Source organism: Roseofilum acuticapitatum BLCC-M154, assembly GCF_030068475.1.
GTDB classification, from domain to species: domain Bacteria; phylum Cyanobacteriota; class Cyanobacteriia; order Cyanobacteriales; family Desertifilaceae; genus Roseofilum; species Roseofilum acuticapitatum.
Window position 1 is genome coordinate 26,476 of record NZ_JAQOSP010000024.1, and the last position, 16,251, is coordinate 42,726.

The following is a 16,251-nucleotide window of genomic DNA, read 5'->3' on the forward strand; positions in this document are numbered from 1 at the left end:
TTAGGAAAGTGCCTCCTGTTGAGCGGTGAAGAGTTGCTGAATCCCTATTTCAGCCCGATCTAACATCTGGTTGAGTTGCTGCCGGTTAAAGCTTCCATGTTCGGCGGTTCCTTGGACTTCGATCGCCTCTAGACGATCGTTCATGACGACATTAAAATCGACTTGGGCGATCGCATCTTCTTCGTAGCATAGGTCTAAATAGGGTTCACCCTCTAGTAATCCTACGGAGACAGCCGCCACCCGATAACGTAATGGAGACTGGGTTAATTTTCCTTGTTCTAACAATTGATTAATGGCATCGACAACCGCTACATATCCTCCGGTAATGGCGGCGGTGCGAGTGCCAGCATCGGCTTGCAGTACATCAGCATCAACGGTTAAGGTGCGCTCACCCAATACTTCTAAGTCTAAAGAGGCTCTTAAACTGCGCCCAATTAACCGTTGAATTTCTTGGGTGCGTCCGGATAATTTCAAGACTTCCCTGGGGTGACGTTGGGGGGTGGCATTGGGAAGCATTCGATATTCTGCGGTGAGCCATCCTTTGCCTGTGCCTTCTAGAAATTTGGGTACATTTTCTTGTACAGATACGGTGCATAAAACTTGAGTATCGCCAAAACTGGTGAGTACAGAACCCCAAGCAAATTTGGTGAAACCACGCTCAAAGCGGATGGGACGGAGTTGATCGGGTTGACGACCATCGGGACGGGGTAGAGCCATAATTGAGGTTAAGTTTCGCTGGAGTTTGCCATCAGTTGAGTTTGGAGTTTGGCCAGCACTTGCTCTTGGGATTGATTCCCATCAATGGTGAGTAGGCGCTGACGTTTGTCATAATAATCCAGAATGGGGACAGTTCGGGTTTGAAAGAGTTCAATCCGTCGTTGGATGAGGTGGGGGAGATCTTCAGCTTCTCCCATAGTTAACCGTCTTTCTATCATGACCGATTCTGAGGTATTGAGGAAGATGGCCCAGTTTAGGTGTTGGTGAAGTTCATCGAGTAAGAAATCGAGTTCTTCGGCTTGGAATGCGGTACGGGGATAGCCTTCGAGGAGCCATCCACTGCTGGTATCGGCTTGGAGGAGGCGATCGCGGATAAAGGTGATTAAAATTGGATCGGGTACAAATTCCCCTCGTTCTACATAGGTTTGGCATTGCAATCCTAATTCGGTTTGCTTGGCGATCGCCTTTTTGAGAATCCCCCCCATAGAGACTAATGGGATCTGGAGGCGATCGCACAAATACCGAGCTTGCGTGCTTTTTCCTGAACCCGGCCCACCCAAAATTACCAATCTCAAGGCTCTTCTCCTCACCTACTCAGTGTTGTAGACCAGAGTACCAAATAACCTTAGTGTTTTGCGCTCTTCCCCATGCGATCGCACCCTACTACTCCCTCAGACTATATTAACTTTTGTTACGCGATCGCACTGTTGACCCAAGAGAAATTTTAAACTCGCCTTGATGAGTTGCTCGATACGAAAACACTATATGGCTTATTTTTGGTTTAAAGCGTTCCACCTCATTGGTGTTGTGGTCTGGTTTGCAGGGTTGTTTTATTTAGTTCGTCTCTTCGTTTACCATGCTGAAGCCTCAGAACGAGAGGAACCCGCACAAACCATTCTCAAAGCGCAATACGAAATTATGGAAAAGCGCCTCTATCATATTATTACCATGCCCGGAATGGTGGTTACAGTGGCAATGGCGATCGGTTTGATCTCTACAGAACCAGAAATCTTAAAATCGGGTTGGCTCCATATTAAACTCGCTATGGTTGCTCTATTACTGGCCTATCATTTCTATTGTGGACGCATAATGAAACGGTTAGCATCCGGTGAATGTAACTGGACAGGTCAACAATTTCGCGCATTAAATGAAGCCCCGACAGTGCTGTTAGTTGTTATCGTTCTCTTGGCAGTCTTTAAGGGAAGTTTACCTTTAGATTTAACAACGTGGCTCATTTTTGGGCTAGTTGTTTCTATGGTAGCTGCAATTCAACTTTATGCGAAGAAACGCCGCCAAGATAAGGAGAAAATGTTGGAACGTATTGAACAACAAACCTCAGCTTCATCAGCCGGTTAACAGGGTTTTAGATTACGCGCAATCCCGTAGAGTCGGTATATGTAGGGGCGAGCGGCCGCTCGCCCCTACAAGAATGTATCATTGAATATTCCAATAGATTTTCATTGACTACCGCCGAATCGAAACCATAAACCACCTTGTCATTTTTCCGTCATCTTTAGTCCCTAAAGTCGAAAGAGTCTCTTCTCAATACTTAAGGAGTCTCGCCATGCATCGTATTGTTGCGTCTGTCTTAGTTGCCAGTAGTCTTGCTGTAGCGGTGGCTTTTCCCTACATCAGTCGCGCTCAAACCGTTCATACGGGAACCGTCGAACGGGTTTGGGAAGACGGACTGAGCTTAAATACAGGCGATCGCACTTTGCGGGTTGATACTTGGGATCTCTACGGCGACAGCACGCCCGCGCATATCTCTGTGGGGGATGAATTGACAATTTCGGGTGAATTTGAGGGTGGTGAATTTGATGCCTTCAGCATTGAGGGGGCTAGATCTGCTCCGGTTTCTGAAGGGGTCGGTGTCCCGGCTTCTCGTTCTCCGGGATCTAAGGTTTACACGGGTACGGTTCAAGCGGTATGGGAAGACGGACTGAGCTTAAATACAGGCGATCGCACTTTGCGGGTTGATACTTGGGATCTCTACGGCGACAGAACGCCCGCGAATATCTCTGTGGGGGATGAATTGACGATTTCGGGTGAATTTGAGGGTGGCGAATTTGATGCCTTCACGATCGATCGCGCACCATAAGCGATAAGAAGGCGATCGCGAAAGCCAAAGTTTCCGAGATCGCCTTCTTACCTAACATTAGAGGTTAACCGACTTTGACATTAAAGTATAGCCAGCGATCGCCTCAATCTTTTAGTAGTTTGCGATCCGCTTCATTAGAAAACCTAAATGAGTTATGTAATGGTTGTAGGTCGCGAACTTCTATTCGTCCAGAATATTTGCTTCCCTTGTACTTGACAATAGAAAATTTATCGTTCCAAAAATTTTATCTAAATCGGTAATTGTAATTCTCAACTTACTTTTTGTGAATTCATTAGATACTAATTTTCCAAATTGCCATAATTCTCCATCCGTTACTATCCCATACACAGGAAGTTCCTCGGCTTTATTTAATTTCTGCACAGCAATCAACTCAGCTAGACATTGCCCCCATCCCTCTGTAAAATCATTCTTTTTTGCTTCAACAATAACGACGATTGGCAAACCCAAAACCGTTTTACCTAATTCGGATTTTGTGGAGAATAAGTAATCAGGTGTTCCATTGAGTTTAGCATCATATGTTATGGATTTGTGGCTCCAGAGAGTATATTGATCAACAAAATCTTTATAAACTTCTCTTAAAATTGGATAAATAATACTTTCACATCTTGAGTATTCAGATGTGTAAATATCCATAGTTTGTTCGCTGAATTTCAATTCCTGAACAAAAAGATCGGAAGGCTTTAAATCGGTAATTTCAATAAAGTTTTCTTCTAAGTATTTAATATTATACTCTTCTTGAACTTGAGCAATAGTTTTATAATCACTAAAAGTCATTAATAACTCTTGCCTCTCAACGTGAAACTCTTGATATAATTGCATTATATCCTAATTTTATGCTTTTTAGCGATCTAATACTCGTGGTTCATCTTTTTAATCTGAAAAAAACATCTCAAATTGACGATATCCACTTAATACATAAACGATTTCAATTCCATCATCCATAGGATAATAGAAAGCAATATAATCATCAACTAAAAAAACGCGCAATCTCGGTGCTAAATTTTCATAGGGCTTACCCATATTAGGAAACCCTGAGACACGCTCGCATTTTTCGACAAAGCGATCTAAAAAACGATCGGCTAGATCGATCTCAAAACTTGCCAGATAGTTGTAAATTTCCTCTAAATTCAAACTGGCTTCTGGAGAAATAATATAACGACCCATTAGCCTTTCTCTCGTAATCTTTTACCTTGTTCTCGCAAACGAGATATAACCATTTCTCCTTCAATACCTTCACCGCGTTTTAATTGTTCTGTTCCTTGTGCAATCTTGCTTTTGATTTGGGAGAGAATTTTTTGCTTTTCTTCTAATAACTGTAGGGCTTCATCAATAACTTCATCAATTGTTGTAAAATTCCCTTGTTGGATTTGCTTTTTAATTAAACGTTCTTGTTCTGGCTTGAATATGAGATTCATGGATCTTCGCCTCAGTTTTCTTATAACTACTCATTCAATTGTAGCCGAAACAACGCCAATAGCAAAGAACACAAGTGAGATCGCGAGTATTGGGCAATGAAACGCTATCTGTCTTTCGTGGAAGTATAGCAAGCGATCGCACTCGCAAAATATCGGCGATCGCACCAAGCAAACACCTCACACTCTGAATCATGCTAAAATATACAATATTCTTTCTGTAAGAATCGTCAGTATGCTCGAATCGACTCAAAAAGTTCTGCAAGAGGCATTAATCTTATCTCCCACTGAAAGAAGTGTCTTAATTGATGCTTTAGTATTCAGTTTAGATCGACCCGATTCCCATTTAGATCGACTCTGGTTAAGCGAATCTCAAGATCGCTTGCAAGCATATCGCAGGGGTGAATTAGAAGCAATTCCAACAGAACGAGTATTTGAGGAGTTAACAGATTTTTGATGGAGAGGCGATCGCGATCGCATGGAAATTATTTGTATCTTCTAGAAATTTTCTGCTAAGATAGCTCTATTATAAAAACTCAATTCAACTATGAAAACAATCCAACTGACTCCTGAAATTGAAGCCCTAGTCGATCGCCACGTCAAAAGCGGAAAATATCGGGACGATCTAGCGGTAATTGAAGAAGGTTTACTCTTATTAGCTGAAAGAGAAAGCATTTATAAAGGAAGATTTGAAGAATTGAAAACAGAGGTCGCAATCGGCGTGGAAGATCTAAAACAAGGTAGAAAAGTTGATGGAAGAGAAGTTATACAACGCTTAAAAGTAAAAAATCTCGACTTAATTGAGAATTGAAGAATGACGCTTGTTTTAATATCTTCAAAAGCTGAAAGCGATTTAGAAAGTATTAACGATCGCATGGTTTCCTATAGTCCTCAAGCTGCTAACCGTTTATTAGATAAAATTCTTGATAAATTTTGAAACATTAGGACGTTTTCCTAATCTGGGCAAAAGTAGAGATGAAGACGAAGTAACGTAATGCGATCGCGCTTCTGTCCTTGATGTAAGTATAACAAGCGATCGCCAAGCTATTTTATTCAGGGTTTTGGTGCGTTACGCAGGAACAGAGATTCTCCATTTATTGATAGATTGCTCCCCTGCTAACGCACCCTACACGATCTTTATTCCCTATCTTCATACTGAAGCTGATCAAAGGTTAAACCGGCTACGATATGAAAAGGGATATCGAATTCTTGCCCCTGATTATTCGTGATTCTTATTGATCCATTTTGTAGGATTCTTTTCCAGTGAAATATGACCGCTAGTCTAGTAAACGCAGGAACTTCTATCTCTACCTCTTCAGTATAGGTTTCTTGACTGTTTTCTGAGATAGAATACTGCCTGCGTAGAGATTCTTCTGTAAGAAATTTCAGACCTGTACCTTGAATGCCCAATGAAAACTCATGACCATCAACCTGAACTGCCTCGTATTCAATCGTATAACTTCTCTTCCAATTTTTGCTAACCGTAAATTTACGCCTCAAGATAGCTGGACTCTTAAGATTATCAATGATTCGTTTATCATCACCAATATTCTCCTGGCTTCGGCTAGTTTCAGTCACAGAAAGAACTTTGACCTGTTTCGGCTGTTCAATTGTGGTATTTGGACGCACATTCCATTGATACCCACAAATGGAGCATCTAGCATGTGAAAGAGTAGGATCTACTGAGTGCAAGTTTGAGGCTCTTGTACCATCAGCAAAGTAGTATTCAACTTTTGTATGAACTCCCATGGAATTCCAAAGTTTTTCTTTGCAAGAAGGACATCTACCACCAGCAGATAAATACTTCTGAAAATCGTCAGAATACTGAAATACAAGGTTCCCAATTATCGATTGACATGAGCCAACAAGTTCATTAATGTCCATGATTTTCCCTATGTTCGCTTATCTTTCCCTGTAAAGTTGTAAGGTGGGGTATTAGCCAACTCCGACTAATAACTTGACCACTCAGACTTTGTGTTTTGGGCAATCTTAACTTATGCTAACGCAGAAATCGCCGCACTAGCCTTAATATAAGCCCCCAGCCCCAGATGCTCTAGCTTGGGATAACAACTCCGGTAATGCGTCTCGCTCACAAACAACCACAGAATCCGAGTCCGCCGATTCTGGGGTGGCTTAGGACAGGGAGCATAACCATCGGTGTAAATAATCAGACCATCGTAATCTCGATGTTCTTCCAGATACGCTAAAACTGGGTCAAAATTTGTCCCGCCTCGTCCTGTTAACTGAACCTCCCTTTTGGCGCGGCGGAACGTCATTACATCGGCGGTAATCTGAGCATCAAATTGAATGACATCGATCGCCGGAACGCCATAGTTAAAAAAGCGATTCACCACGGAAAATCCCTGCTGTAGCTCTTTGGTTCCCATGGAGCCACTCACATCAATGGCAAAGAGTAAACGGGTGGTAAACTCGCGACGACTGCCCATATAGGCGAACCCATAACGGCGATTCGGCTTCATGCGGGTGAGCCGTCGCTGTTGGCTGAGGATGGAGGTGCGAAACTTGCGTAAAACTGCCCGATAGTCGAGTTTTGGGTGCAGATTGGCCAAAATCCGTTCGCGCAATTTGCCGCCAATGCTGCCCCAACTGTCATTGGCTTGTGCCATTCTCACCAGATCGTCTAGGCGATCGCTCAATAATTCGTCTCGATCCCACTGGTCAGTATTTTCCACACCGCTCAGGTCTGCGTCGGTATAGACTTCTAGGAGATCTGAAGTTGAAGAGTTAGAAGAGCTGCATGGGAGGGCAGTTTCAGCTTCTCCCATCCCTGCTCCAGAGCCTCCCTGCTGAGGATTGGGGGACTGTTGATCCCCCCTAGCCCCCCTTAAAAAGGGGGGAACCTGATCGAGCAGCTTGTGGTAGTAGAACTCGAAGAATTGTTGGTCAGAACTGGAGTCGCCAAACACATCCCGCGCCCTCGGAAACGGTAGCTCGGTTTGCAGATATTCCTGGAGCGTTATATTACTGGCAGCATAGCTAATGGCGGAGTGCGCTTGGCGGCGACTGTAGGGGTGTTTGAGCAGAATCCGTAGGGCTTCAAAACGTAGGGTGGCTTCTAAGTGGCGATCGCTCAATTGCGCGATAAACTCCGGATTATACTCAATTCTACCCCGTTGCACGCGAATCGTTTGAATGCGTGGCTCAGACACCAAAGCGTGACTCGTCCAGACAGCCAAGAATAGTGGCTCAACCAGCAGCCACTTTTCGACTATTCGAGCAATACGGTGACGGGCAATCTGTTTCATCGTAATAATAAATCGTACTCTGCATGTGTCCCAATCCAAAACCACACTACATCAGTATCTTTCTCTACAGCTAAAGCACGGTAATGAATTCCTACTCGCACTGACCAGAATGGGCCCACCTTCTTGAAATGTAGTGACGGATAGCGAGAATCTTGTTTTAGCAACTCGTAACAACGATCGGCAAGTTCTTGAATCTCACGTGGTAACTGTCGATAGTGATACCAAAAGTCAGGAGTTGCACGATATTTCATAGATCGGTACAACGCCCTTCCTGTAGATGTTGCAATGCTTTCTCAGCGAGTCCATCAAGCTTACCTGCCGCTACATCTTCTTCAAACTGACGATCCCAAATCTCTGCATCAAACTCTGCAAACCAAGCTCTAAAAGCAGCTAAGTCTTCCGCAGGTAATTGACTAACAACTTGTTCAGCTTCTTTCAATGTACTCATAATTAGTGCAAAAGCTAAATTTTTATTGAGATAATTTTACTATACCTTTATCTAAATAGTTTTGGCGGCAAAAATCTCTGCGGCGCTCAGTTGAAATTCCGGGAAGGCCAAAGACTCAATCTTCTCATTTCCGGTGAACAGCGTTACCTGATACTCCCCATCCACCAGTTGGTAAACCGAGAGCGTCGGTTGTTTGGGATTGCCAATAAACCTGCGGCCACCTAAACCCAGATAATCGACAATCCAGTATTCGGGGATACCCATCAGTTCGTAGTCCCCGACCTTCCTCAGATAATCATCTTGCCAGTTTGTACTGACGACCTCGATCGCCAGTCGGACGGAATCTCCCTTGGTAATAATCGATTCTTGCTGCCAACGGGGTTCCTCCGCCAGTTGCGCTTTATTGAGGACAATAAGATCGGGTTGGTAACCGGATTCGCCATCAATTGGTTTCAGCAAGCAATCGCCGGGAATTGTACAAGGGTATTGCGATCGCCGAATTTCAAAATGGAGTTCGCCCGCAATAAAACCGATAACGTTAGAATGTTCCCCAGTTGCTAAAGGCATTTTGACGATCGCTCCATTGCGTAGCTCGTATTTATCAATCGAGTTTTCTGGATACCAGTCCACAAATTCATCGAACGATACGGGGGTTGTTAGAGTTGCAATCATAGTTATTCAGGATGAGAGATTAAAAGAGGTTGAAGAAACCCGGTTTCTTGGAGAAACCGGGTTTCTGGCGGTTTCTGGCGAAGGATTGGGGTTCAAACCTGAATCGCCTCTAAATACTCCGACAAGAAGTCAATCAGATCCATCGATTCAGCGACAAAACCCATGGCATCGCTAAATTTGGGGCTTTGAACCAGGGAGGAAAAATGGGCGATCGCCTCCTGCTGTTTGGCTTTGGCGAGATGCTGGAGGTATTTCAACAGATTCTTGCGGGCCTGATCGGCTTTATTTTCCGGGCAATGGCCCGAATTTAGCCAGAGTAAAACCCGTTCATTTAAACTCGCAAAGTCCTGAATTTCCAGGTCTTTAAGCTGCTTGGAATACTTAGAAAATTGTAACAACAGTTGCTCCGGTTCCAAACCCCGTTGGTTAGCCAAGCTTTGGCGAAATGCGAGACTAGCATGAGTCCCCACCATACCGGCGATCAGTTTGAAATGAATGTCTTGCAGATCTTTATGGTTGCCAACAAAATCCGCCACTTTCACCCAAGCGCGGCGATCGGGGGTTTTGACTAGACCGGCAGTGGCGATCGCCGTATCCGCATCCAGATTATCACCATCGAGATATTCTGGATGCTGTTGGATAAAGGTTAACACCCGCGAATCAATATCGCGATCGGCAGCCCAGAGTAGCCAATCTTCCACCGTCGGCGCAAACTCGTAGAGGTTAAACCGGGATACCAGGGCCGGATCGAGTTCGGTTAGTTGATATTCTTCTCCCCCATTCACCGCAGCAATGACAATACTGCCAGGGGGTAAGGCTTTACCGGCTAAGGTTTTGTTCAGGGTGAGGTCTTGAACCGCCTGCAAAATTTCGGGACGGGCGCGGTTCAGCTCGTCTAGGAAGAGTACCACGGGGCGATCGGCTTCAGGCCACCAGTAGGGGGGTAAAAACACCGATCGCCCGGTTTTCTCATCTTTATGCAACAAGCCAATCAAATCCCCCGGATCGCTCATCTGACCCAAAAAGAAGGGGATAACAGGCAGATTTTGGCGCTGACGGTAGAAATGGCTAATAATTTCTGATTTACCAATACCATGCTTTCCCACCAGAAGAATATTTTGCTCCGGTGGGGTGAGTTCCAGCACTTGATAGAGTTCGCGAGCATCAATACGAATCATTTAACCAATAATAATAAACTCTTGGGAGTGCGTAGCGTGTCCGCAGGACAAACATCTTGCTCACGAGAGAAAGGCAGCGAGCGAGACGCTCGCACTCCTTCAACTCTAATTGATCTGTATTTTAAAACCCCTACAAGATTAGCTCCCGTGGGAGTTCATTGTTAATTGTTAATTGTTCATTGATTTTACTACAAATCCTCATGACGAATCCAGCCAGACCAGCCATAACGACGCTTGAGACGGGTGGTAAAGCGAACACCACTATTGTAAGTCTCGCGAAGAGTTTGAATGGCGGGTCGTAATTTGGGTAATACTTCTTTGAACTGGTTAAAGGGAATCAGAATGGCAAAGTAGTCTTGGTCAGACAGACGAATCATTAGCTTAAGCTTAATGCTATCGACTTCGGTGGCAAAGTCAAATTTATCTTCTTTGGCAATTTTCCGCACCTGAGCTAAGATGGCTTGCACTTTCAAGTCTTTCTGTTTTTTGCGCTTGGCAGCTTGGGCTTTTTGCCGGTCAACGCGCTGTAAAAAAGCTTTTACTAGGGAGACGACTTCACTGATATCGGAAACGGGGGCCGGCGATCGCTGATATCCTAAGTCTACCCAGAGCTGTTGCTCCGGACTCACAAGCAGATGTAAATGGGTATCGTGGTGATACCAGCGCTCTTTTGATTGTTCGAGCAGAATACAACAACAGACCCTATGGCTGGGGATTTGCTCTGCACTTGACCCGGTTTGAGAACGACGGAGATCATAACAGGTATCATGGCGCTTGACCCCAGCGAGAGGCTCAACTCGCGCTAAAAAGTCTTCCGCCAGCGCTTGGGCCTGTTCGGGGTCAACAGTGAGGGGGTTTTCCCCTGATATATTCTCCCGCAGGAGCTTTTGCATACTCCGTAATGTGATGGACATAATCTCAACGACCTTCCTTAGCTGACATTCGGTAAGATTGCGTTCTTCACCAACCCACCCTTAATGATATCAACTGGCGATCGCTCCTGGTGTTTGCAGCGTAATGCCAAATAGAATAGCGATAACTTTGGCCAAATCATTCGGTACACCGTAGGTATTGATATCTTTTTGAATCAACTTTTGCTGGCGATAAAACAGACCAAATTTCCAAGTATCTCCTGTCGTCACCGCTCCGTAGAGACAATCTACAGGAGCATCAACCCACTGGTCTAGGGCAATCAGTTCTACCGCAAGCTGGGTAAATCCTTTCCCCAGATCGGCATTTTTCGCTTCAATAATGACAACGTTTTGATGCGCGGGAATAAAATAATCCACATTTCCCTTCAATTGGTTACTCACCTGGATCGAATACTCAATTTTGAGGGGCGACTGAATAAACTTGCAGACCGTTTTCAGCACGGGAAAAATGAGCGATTCTCGACGGGCAATTTCTGAGGTGGGATTGACTAATGCCAAGTTTTCTGTCAATTCATGGATCAGTGGGGTCGGGTCTAGAGGTTGTTGTTCTGGCAGTTGGAGAGAAGTGGATTGGAACGCCACCCCAAATTCAGCTAGGATATCGGCGGTGTCAAAGGGTAGGGCGGCATATTGGCTAAAGCTGTAACTTGCGGCAGGATCAAGAATTGAAGGTTTTGCCATCGCTTTACTCCAGCAGCTTCAAAGTTGTCCCTGAATTTTACAAAAATGTTGATTATATTGTCAACTTAATAAACCTTTACAAAATCTTAACCTTGAGTAGATTTACTGTAACTTGAGATACAACAAAAGTGCAGAGGATAAGTCAATAATCATCATCACGATTGAGGAGGATTGCCTGTGAATGCTGCTGAACAAGCAAAAAACTTTGAAGTCGCCAGCCAAATCGCTACGGCTATCAACCTTTTTAAGTCCCAATTCCCCGATGTGCGGGTGGATATGAAGCCTTGGATGAATGACCCCGATACCCAAGAATGGGTTGATCCGGACTCCATCGATCTGGGTTTCCATTTTCCCGGTTTTAGTCGATCTCTCCAAAGTCGTTCTCTGTTGATCCAAATTCGCTTTCATCGAGATCCCCTAGACAATGCTCATCGGGCTATTGGTATTGAAGTGACTGGATATAGCCACCAAGGGCAACAATGGCGATTCTCCACGGTGGAAAATTGGCGCTTTGAAGGGGAAACCCAACCTAACCCCGACATGGAAAATAAGTTAAAGCACTTTTGCCGTCAAACTTTAGCTCTCTTTAATGGAGAAGGAGAACGGCGCACGGCATAAAAAGAAAAACCGATGATCGTAGCAAGATCCCGGTTTGATTTCCTAAAATCCCAAAAATATCTTAATATTGTTTCAAGACTGGATTTGTCATTAGACAACTTGCTGATAACCATAACCATCTTAGGAGGACAAGTATAGTATGGCCCTCGTACCCATGCGACTTCTGCTCGATCACGCAGCCGAAAACAATTACGGTATCCCAGCATACAACGTAAACAACATGGAGCAAATTCTGGCGATCATGGAAGCTGCCCATGAAGCCGATAGCCCTGTAATTCTGCAAGCTTCCCGTGGTGCTAGAAAATATGCCGGTGAGAACTTCCTCCGTCACCTGATTCAAGCCGCAGTGGAAACCTATCCCCATATTCCCATTGCTATGCACCAAGATCATGGGAATGCTCCTGACACCTGCTATACCGCGATGCGCTATGGTTTCACTAGCGTGATGATGGATGGTTCCTTAGAGGCGGATGCGAAAACTCCCGCTACCTTTGAATATAACGTTAGCGTTACGGCTGAAGTTGTTAAAGTGGCTCATTCCATTGGTGTGAGCGTTGAAGGCGAACTCGGTTGCTTAGGTTCCCTAGAAACCGGAATGGGTGATAAAGAAGATGGTCATGGGTTTGAAGGAAAACTCTCTCACGATCAATTATTAACCGATCCCGATGAAGCGGTTCAATTTGTAGAACAAACTCAAGTAGACGCTTTAGCCGTAGCTATTGGAACTAGCCATGGTGCGTACAAATTCACCCGTAAACCCACCGGTGAAATCCTGGCCATTAGCCGCATTGAAGAAATCCACAAGCGTCTGCCTAACACTCACTTAGTGATGCATGGTTCTTCTTCCGTACCCGAAGATTTAATTGCCATCATCAACCAATACGGTGGTAGCATCCCTGAAACCTACGGTGTACCCGTGGAAGAAATTCAGAAGGGAATCAAGAGTGGCGTGCGTAAAGTTAATATCGATACCGACAACCGGTTAGCGATCACGGCGGCTATCCGTGAAGCGGCGGCTCAAGATCCGTCTAACTTCGATCCTCGTCACTTCATGAAGCCTTCTATCAAGTACATGAAACAAGTCTGCTTGGATCGTTATCAACAGTTCTGGACTGCCGGTAATGCCAGTAAGATCAAGCAAGATAGCTTAGATGTCTATGCGGTTAAATATAGCAAAGGTGAATTAGACGCAACCACTAAAGAAGTCGCTGCTGTTTAATTTTTCTTGAGCATTTGCTCTTCGTTTGTTCCTAACTGTTCACTGATATTGTTGATGGGGATGAATCTTCGGGTTCATCCCTTTTTTGGTTGAGTCCTATACATAATAATTAAAGTCATTATCAATTCAGCCATTTATGCAGCATCTTCCGACCTGGGTTGCAGCCAACCCAATCGCCTCATTTACTCTGTTGCTGTTTGCCAGCTTAACGGTTCCTCCCCTAGTGGAGCGCCTGAAACTGCCGGGACTTGTCGGACTGCTCCTGGCTGGCGTAATTCTTGGCCCCTATGGTCTGCAATTGCTCAACCCGGAGACGGAAACGGTCAAACTTCTATCGGACATTGGGAAAATTTACTTAATGTTTGTGGCGGGTCTAGAGATCGACCGGGCGGCTTTTCGCGAAACTCGAAATCGCTCCCTGAAGTTTGGATTGACTACATTTTTAGTCCCACTCATTGCGGGAACGCTGGTCGGACAAGTCTTTGGATTTGGCTTAAATGCCTCTTTACTGATCGGATCGCTTTTAGCTTCCCATACCCTGTTGGCTTATCCCTTGATCCAACAATTTGGAGTGGTGCGAAATCCGGCGATCGCCGTTACTGTAGGGGCAACCATTTTCACAGATGTGAGCGCTCTCTTGGTTTTGGCGATTTGTGTCTCGATCCATCAAGGACAATTTTCATGGGTGGGTTTAATCCTACAACTGGTTTCCCTCGCCATTTATGCGGCTGCCGTTCTCATCGGTTTAGATCGGCTGGGTCGGGAATACTTTCAACGCACGGGAAATGAAGAGGGCAATCAATTTTTATTTGTGCTTCTGTCCCTATTTCTAGCTTCAGTAGGGACTCAAGTTATTCAAATTGAAAACATTGTGGGGGCATTTCTAGCTGGACTAGCGGTTAGTGATGTTCTCGGCCATGGCCCGGTAAAAGAAAAGGTGGAATTTGTTGGCGCAGTGCTGTTTATTCCTTTCTTTTTTGTCTGTATGGGGTTGCTGATTGATATTCAGACTTTTCTCTACACTTTAGGGAATGAGCCAATGTTGGCGATCGCGATCGTAGGCTCTTTAATCGGCAGTAAATTTATTGCGGCTTGGATAGTTAAAGGAGTCGATCGCTACACTTGGATCGAAACCCTTACCATGTGGTCTCTTTCTTTACCGCAAGTAGCCGCAACCCTAGCTGCCGCCTTAGTGGGATTTCAGGTGGGACTGCTGACTGAACCGGTTTTTAATAGTGTGATTGTGTTGATGTTGGTGACTGCGATCTTAGGCCCGGTGTTAACGGAACGCTTTGCTAAACAGTTAATGATTTCTGGAGATGGAGCTACCTCTAAGGATCTCCAGAGATCTAATAATCGATTTTCTACGGATCGCCCTCTGGCGATCCTTGTCCCTGTCAATAACCCTGCGACAGAACCCAATCTGATGACGATGGCGGGTTTGCTGGTTCAACAGCAGGGGGGGCGGGTGATGCCTTTGGCGATCGCCCAAACTTCTAGCACTCTCAACGATCCTCGATTTCTAGAAAGCTTATCCCGAAAGCGTTCTGTCCTCCAACAAGCAGCCGAACACAGCTTAAATTTAGGAGTAGAAACCCAACCCTTATTGCGTATCGATCTCGATATTGCTTTAGGCATTTGTCATGCTGCTAAAGAACAGGAAGCCGATCTCGTGTTAATGGGATATGGGGACATTACCACCCTACAAGCCCGGTTGTTAGGGAATATCATCGATCAAGTATTTCAGAGTAGCCCTTCTCCTGTGGCTGTGATGCGACTGTTAGCCGCTCCTAAGCTGCTCAGTCGCATTTTGGTCTTTATCTGGGATATCTCACCCCATACTCTTAAGTTAATTGCCTTTGCTCAGTCCATTGCTACGGCTAATCAAGGCAATATTACCCTTAAATATTTGATTTCTGCTAGCACTCCCCCAGAGAAGCAAGGGGAATTTGAGCTACAGTTGCGCCAACATCTGGTATTTGGGTTGGAAGAGGAATATCATCAGATCGAGATTGAGGCGATCGTTAATACCCATCCAGCTACGGTTATCCTGGAGACTGCCCACAACTTTGACTTAATTATCCTCAATGCCAAAGATATCCATCCGGGTAAAGGATTAATCCTCAATGATTGGGCAACTCCGATTATTCAGGGACTCGACTGCTCAATGATATTATTCTCCAATCCCTAATACAGGGCTTTGTGCTGGGGTGATGGGGGAAGGTAGCCGTAGATCCCAGTATTAACACCGTAGTGCCGTGACACAGCTAAAAATGTGCGGGTGGGTTAGGCGGCTAAAACCTAGACTGTGACAGCAATCTATCAATCCGCCGTAACCCACCATTTTAGGGTTGTCAAGGCAGTAGTGAACTGTTTCAGCTAATTTGATGCATTTAAGAGGAGTGCGAGCATCTTGCTCGCTGTTGTTTTCCCTAGGGAGCGAGACGTTTGTCCTGCGGACACGCTACGCTACGCACTCCGGGAAACCTATTGCCCTATTTTAGTTGAAACAATCCAGTAGGGTCGGCCGTTCGCCCCTACAACTATGTCTCATTACCGGAAATTTGGGTTTAGAGCAACGCCCTTCTAGGGCGGCTTTATATTTATCCGCAACAATGTGTTATAAAATAATGTCATGTTAATTAGAGAAGCCAAGCTACTAAACGGAACGGAGGCGCAATACTGCGCTCTCGACGATGCCATTCGTACCGCTCAATTCATTCGGAATAAGGCGGTTCGATACTGGATGGATAATCGAGGAGTGGGGAAAGCGGCTCTATACTCGCTATGTAAGGATCTAGCGAAAGAGTTCCCGTTTGCGGGTAAATTAAACTCGTCCGCTAGACAGGCTAGTGCCGAAAGAGCTTGGCGGGCTATCTCTAGTTTCTATAGTCGTTGCAAGAAGAAGGAAAAGCCTAAAGGGTATCCTAAGTTCAAGAAACACTGTCGCTCGGTAGAGTACAAGGTTAGCGGGTGGAAGCTATCGGAG

General features: G+C 45.1%; 21 protein-coding genes and 1 pseudogene. 9 read left to right on the plus strand and 13 right to left on the minus strand.

Annotated elements, in window-relative coordinates; genetic code table 11:
* Nucleotides 1-717: a ribonuclease PH gene (rph, locus tag PMG71_RS03635; RefSeq protein WP_283752284.1), complete on the minus strand. Its 717-nt coding sequence runs from the start codon at nucleotides 715-717 to the stop codon at nucleotides 1-3.
* A gap of 8 nt (nucleotides 718-725) precedes the next feature.
* Nucleotides 726-1,292 carry a nucleoside monophosphate kinase gene (locus tag PMG71_RS03640; protein ID WP_283752285.1) on the minus strand — a complete coding sequence of 189 codons (567 nt, stop codon included), beginning with the start codon at nucleotides 1,290-1,292 and terminating at the stop codon, nucleotides 726-728.
* Between the two features lie 190 nt (nucleotides 1,293-1,482).
* On the opposite strand from PMG71_RS03640, the gene hemJ reads away from it, so the two are divergent.
* Both hemJ and PMG71_RS03650 read left to right on the plus strand, forming a co-directional pair.
* Nucleotides 1,483-2,073: a protoporphyrinogen oxidase HemJ gene (gene hemJ, locus PMG71_RS03645; protein WP_283752286.1), complete on the plus strand. Its 591-nt coding sequence runs from the start codon at nucleotides 1,483-1,485 to the stop codon at nucleotides 2,071-2,073.
* A 208-nt stretch (nucleotides 2,074-2,281) separates the two neighbouring features.
* On the plus strand, nucleotides 2,282-2,815 hold the full coding sequence (locus PMG71_RS03650; protein ID WP_283752287.1) for a hypothetical protein: 534 nt from the start codon (nucleotides 2,282-2,284) through the stop codon (nucleotides 2,813-2,815).
* Between the two features lie 180 nt (nucleotides 2,816-2,995).
* Here PMG71_RS03650 and PMG71_RS03655 read toward each other — a convergent pair whose 3' ends face one another.
* The 3 genes from PMG71_RS03655 to PMG71_RS03665 are packed head-to-tail and all read right to left on the minus strand — an operon-like array spanning nucleotide 2,996 to nucleotide 4,251.
* Nucleotides 2,996-3,655 (minus strand): hypothetical protein, encoded by a 660-nt coding sequence (locus PMG71_RS03655; RefSeq protein WP_283752288.1) that lies wholly within the window; start codon nucleotides 3,653-3,655, stop codon nucleotides 2,996-2,998.
* Between the two features lie 51 nt (nucleotides 3,656-3,706).
* Complete coding sequence (locus PMG71_RS03660; RefSeq protein ID WP_283752289.1) at nucleotides 3,707-4,000, minus strand: type II toxin-antitoxin system RelE/ParE family toxin; 294 nt, start codon at nucleotides 3,998-4,000, stop codon at nucleotides 3,707-3,709.
* On the minus strand, nucleotides 4,000-4,251 hold the full coding sequence (locus tag PMG71_RS03665; protein ID WP_283752290.1) for a ribbon-helix-helix domain-containing protein: 252 nt from the start codon (nucleotides 4,249-4,251) through the stop codon (nucleotides 4,000-4,002). The genes PMG71_RS03660 and PMG71_RS03665 overlap by 1 nt, the downstream gene beginning before the upstream one ends.
* A gap of 232 nt (nucleotides 4,252-4,483) precedes the next feature.
* Between PMG71_RS03665 and PMG71_RS03670 the strand changes: the two genes are divergently transcribed.
* The 3 genes from PMG71_RS03670 to PMG71_RS03680 all read left to right on the plus strand — a co-directional run bounded on the left by PMG71_RS03670 (nucleotide 4,484) and on the right by PMG71_RS03680 (nucleotide 5,185).
* Complete coding sequence (locus PMG71_RS03670) at nucleotides 4,484-4,705, plus strand: addiction module protein (RefSeq protein ID WP_283752291.1); 222 nt, start codon at nucleotides 4,484-4,486, stop codon at nucleotides 4,703-4,705.
* Between the two features lie 90 nt (nucleotides 4,706-4,795).
* Nucleotides 4,796-5,059: a ribbon-helix-helix domain-containing protein gene (locus PMG71_RS03675; RefSeq protein ID WP_283752292.1), complete on the plus strand. Its 264-nt coding sequence runs from the start codon at nucleotides 4,796-4,798 to the stop codon at nucleotides 5,057-5,059.
* Nucleotides 5,060-5,062: 3 nt separating this feature from the next.
* Nucleotides 5,063-5,185, plus strand: coding sequence for a type II toxin-antitoxin system RelE/ParE family toxin (locus PMG71_RS03680; RefSeq protein WP_283752293.1), 123 nt, complete (start codon nucleotides 5,063-5,065; stop codon nucleotides 5,183-5,185).
* 200 nt (nucleotides 5,186-5,385) lie between these two features.
* Here PMG71_RS03680 and PMG71_RS03685 read toward each other — a convergent pair whose 3' ends face one another.
* The 8 genes from PMG71_RS03685 to PMG71_RS03715 form a co-directional block, all read right to left on the minus strand.
* Complete coding sequence (locus tag PMG71_RS03685; protein ID WP_283752294.1) at nucleotides 5,386-6,132, minus strand: hypothetical protein; 747 nt, start codon at nucleotides 6,130-6,132, stop codon at nucleotides 5,386-5,388.
* Nucleotides 6,133-6,242: 110 nt separating this feature from the next.
* Nucleotides 6,243-7,514 (minus strand): DUF2201 family putative metallopeptidase, encoded by a 1,272-nt coding sequence (locus PMG71_RS03690; protein ID WP_283752295.1) that lies wholly within the window; start codon nucleotides 7,512-7,514, stop codon nucleotides 6,243-6,245.
* Nucleotides 7,511-7,765: a ParE family toxin-like protein gene (locus tag PMG71_RS23810; protein WP_347179193.1), complete on the minus strand. Its 255-nt coding sequence runs from the start codon at nucleotides 7,763-7,765 to the stop codon at nucleotides 7,511-7,513. Before PMG71_RS23810 ends, PMG71_RS03690 begins: the two co-directional genes overlap by 4 nt.
* On the minus strand, nucleotides 7,762-7,962 hold the full coding sequence (locus PMG71_RS03695) for a hypothetical protein (protein ID WP_283752296.1): 201 nt from the start codon (nucleotides 7,960-7,962) through the stop codon (nucleotides 7,762-7,764). Before PMG71_RS03695 ends, PMG71_RS23810 begins: the two co-directional genes overlap by 4 nt.
* Before the next feature lie 51 nt (nucleotides 7,963-8,013).
* Nucleotides 8,014-8,634: a Uma2 family endonuclease gene (locus PMG71_RS03700; RefSeq protein WP_283752297.1), complete on the minus strand. Its 621-nt coding sequence runs from the start codon at nucleotides 8,632-8,634 to the stop codon at nucleotides 8,014-8,016.
* Nucleotides 8,635-8,726: 92 nt separating this feature from the next.
* Nucleotides 8,727-9,812, minus strand: a complete 1,086-nt coding sequence (locus PMG71_RS03705; RefSeq protein WP_283752298.1) for an AAA family ATPase — start codon at nucleotides 9,810-9,812, stop codon at nucleotides 8,727-8,729.
* A 188-nt stretch (nucleotides 9,813-10,000) separates the two neighbouring features.
* Nucleotides 10,001-10,726: a hypothetical protein gene (locus PMG71_RS03710; protein ID WP_283752299.1), complete on the minus strand. Its 726-nt coding sequence runs from the start codon at nucleotides 10,724-10,726 to the stop codon at nucleotides 10,001-10,003.
* 69 nt (nucleotides 10,727-10,795) lie between these two features.
* Entirely contained in the window at nucleotides 10,796-11,425 is a 630-nt protein-coding gene (locus PMG71_RS03715) for a hypothetical protein (protein WP_283752300.1), read from the minus strand.
* Nucleotides 11,426-11,602: 177 nt separating this feature from the next.
* Here PMG71_RS03715 and PMG71_RS03720 point away from each other — a divergent pair, with 177 nt between their 5' ends.
* The 4 genes and pseudogenes from PMG71_RS03720 to PMG71_RS23815 form a co-directional block, all read left to right on the plus strand.
* Nucleotides 11,603-12,043: a hypothetical protein gene (locus tag PMG71_RS03720; protein ID WP_283752301.1), complete on the plus strand. Its 441-nt coding sequence runs from the start codon at nucleotides 11,603-11,605 to the stop codon at nucleotides 12,041-12,043.
* A 139-nt stretch (nucleotides 12,044-12,182) separates the two neighbouring features.
* The gene (fba, locus tag PMG71_RS03725; protein ID WP_283752302.1) at nucleotides 12,183-13,262 is read left to right on the plus strand and encodes a class II fructose-bisphosphate aldolase; all 1,080 of its coding nucleotides are present in this window, start codon (nucleotides 12,183-12,185) and stop codon (nucleotides 13,260-13,262) included.
* 136 nt (nucleotides 13,263-13,398) lie between these two features.
* Nucleotides 13,399-15,453, plus strand: coding sequence for a cation:proton antiporter domain-containing protein (locus tag PMG71_RS03730; RefSeq protein ID WP_283752303.1), 2,055 nt, complete (start codon nucleotides 13,399-13,401; stop codon nucleotides 15,451-15,453).
* Between the two features lie 444 nt (nucleotides 15,454-15,897).
* A pseudogene (locus PMG71_RS23815) lies at nucleotides 15,898-16,251 on the plus strand (RNA-guided endonuclease TnpB family protein); the annotation flags it as partial.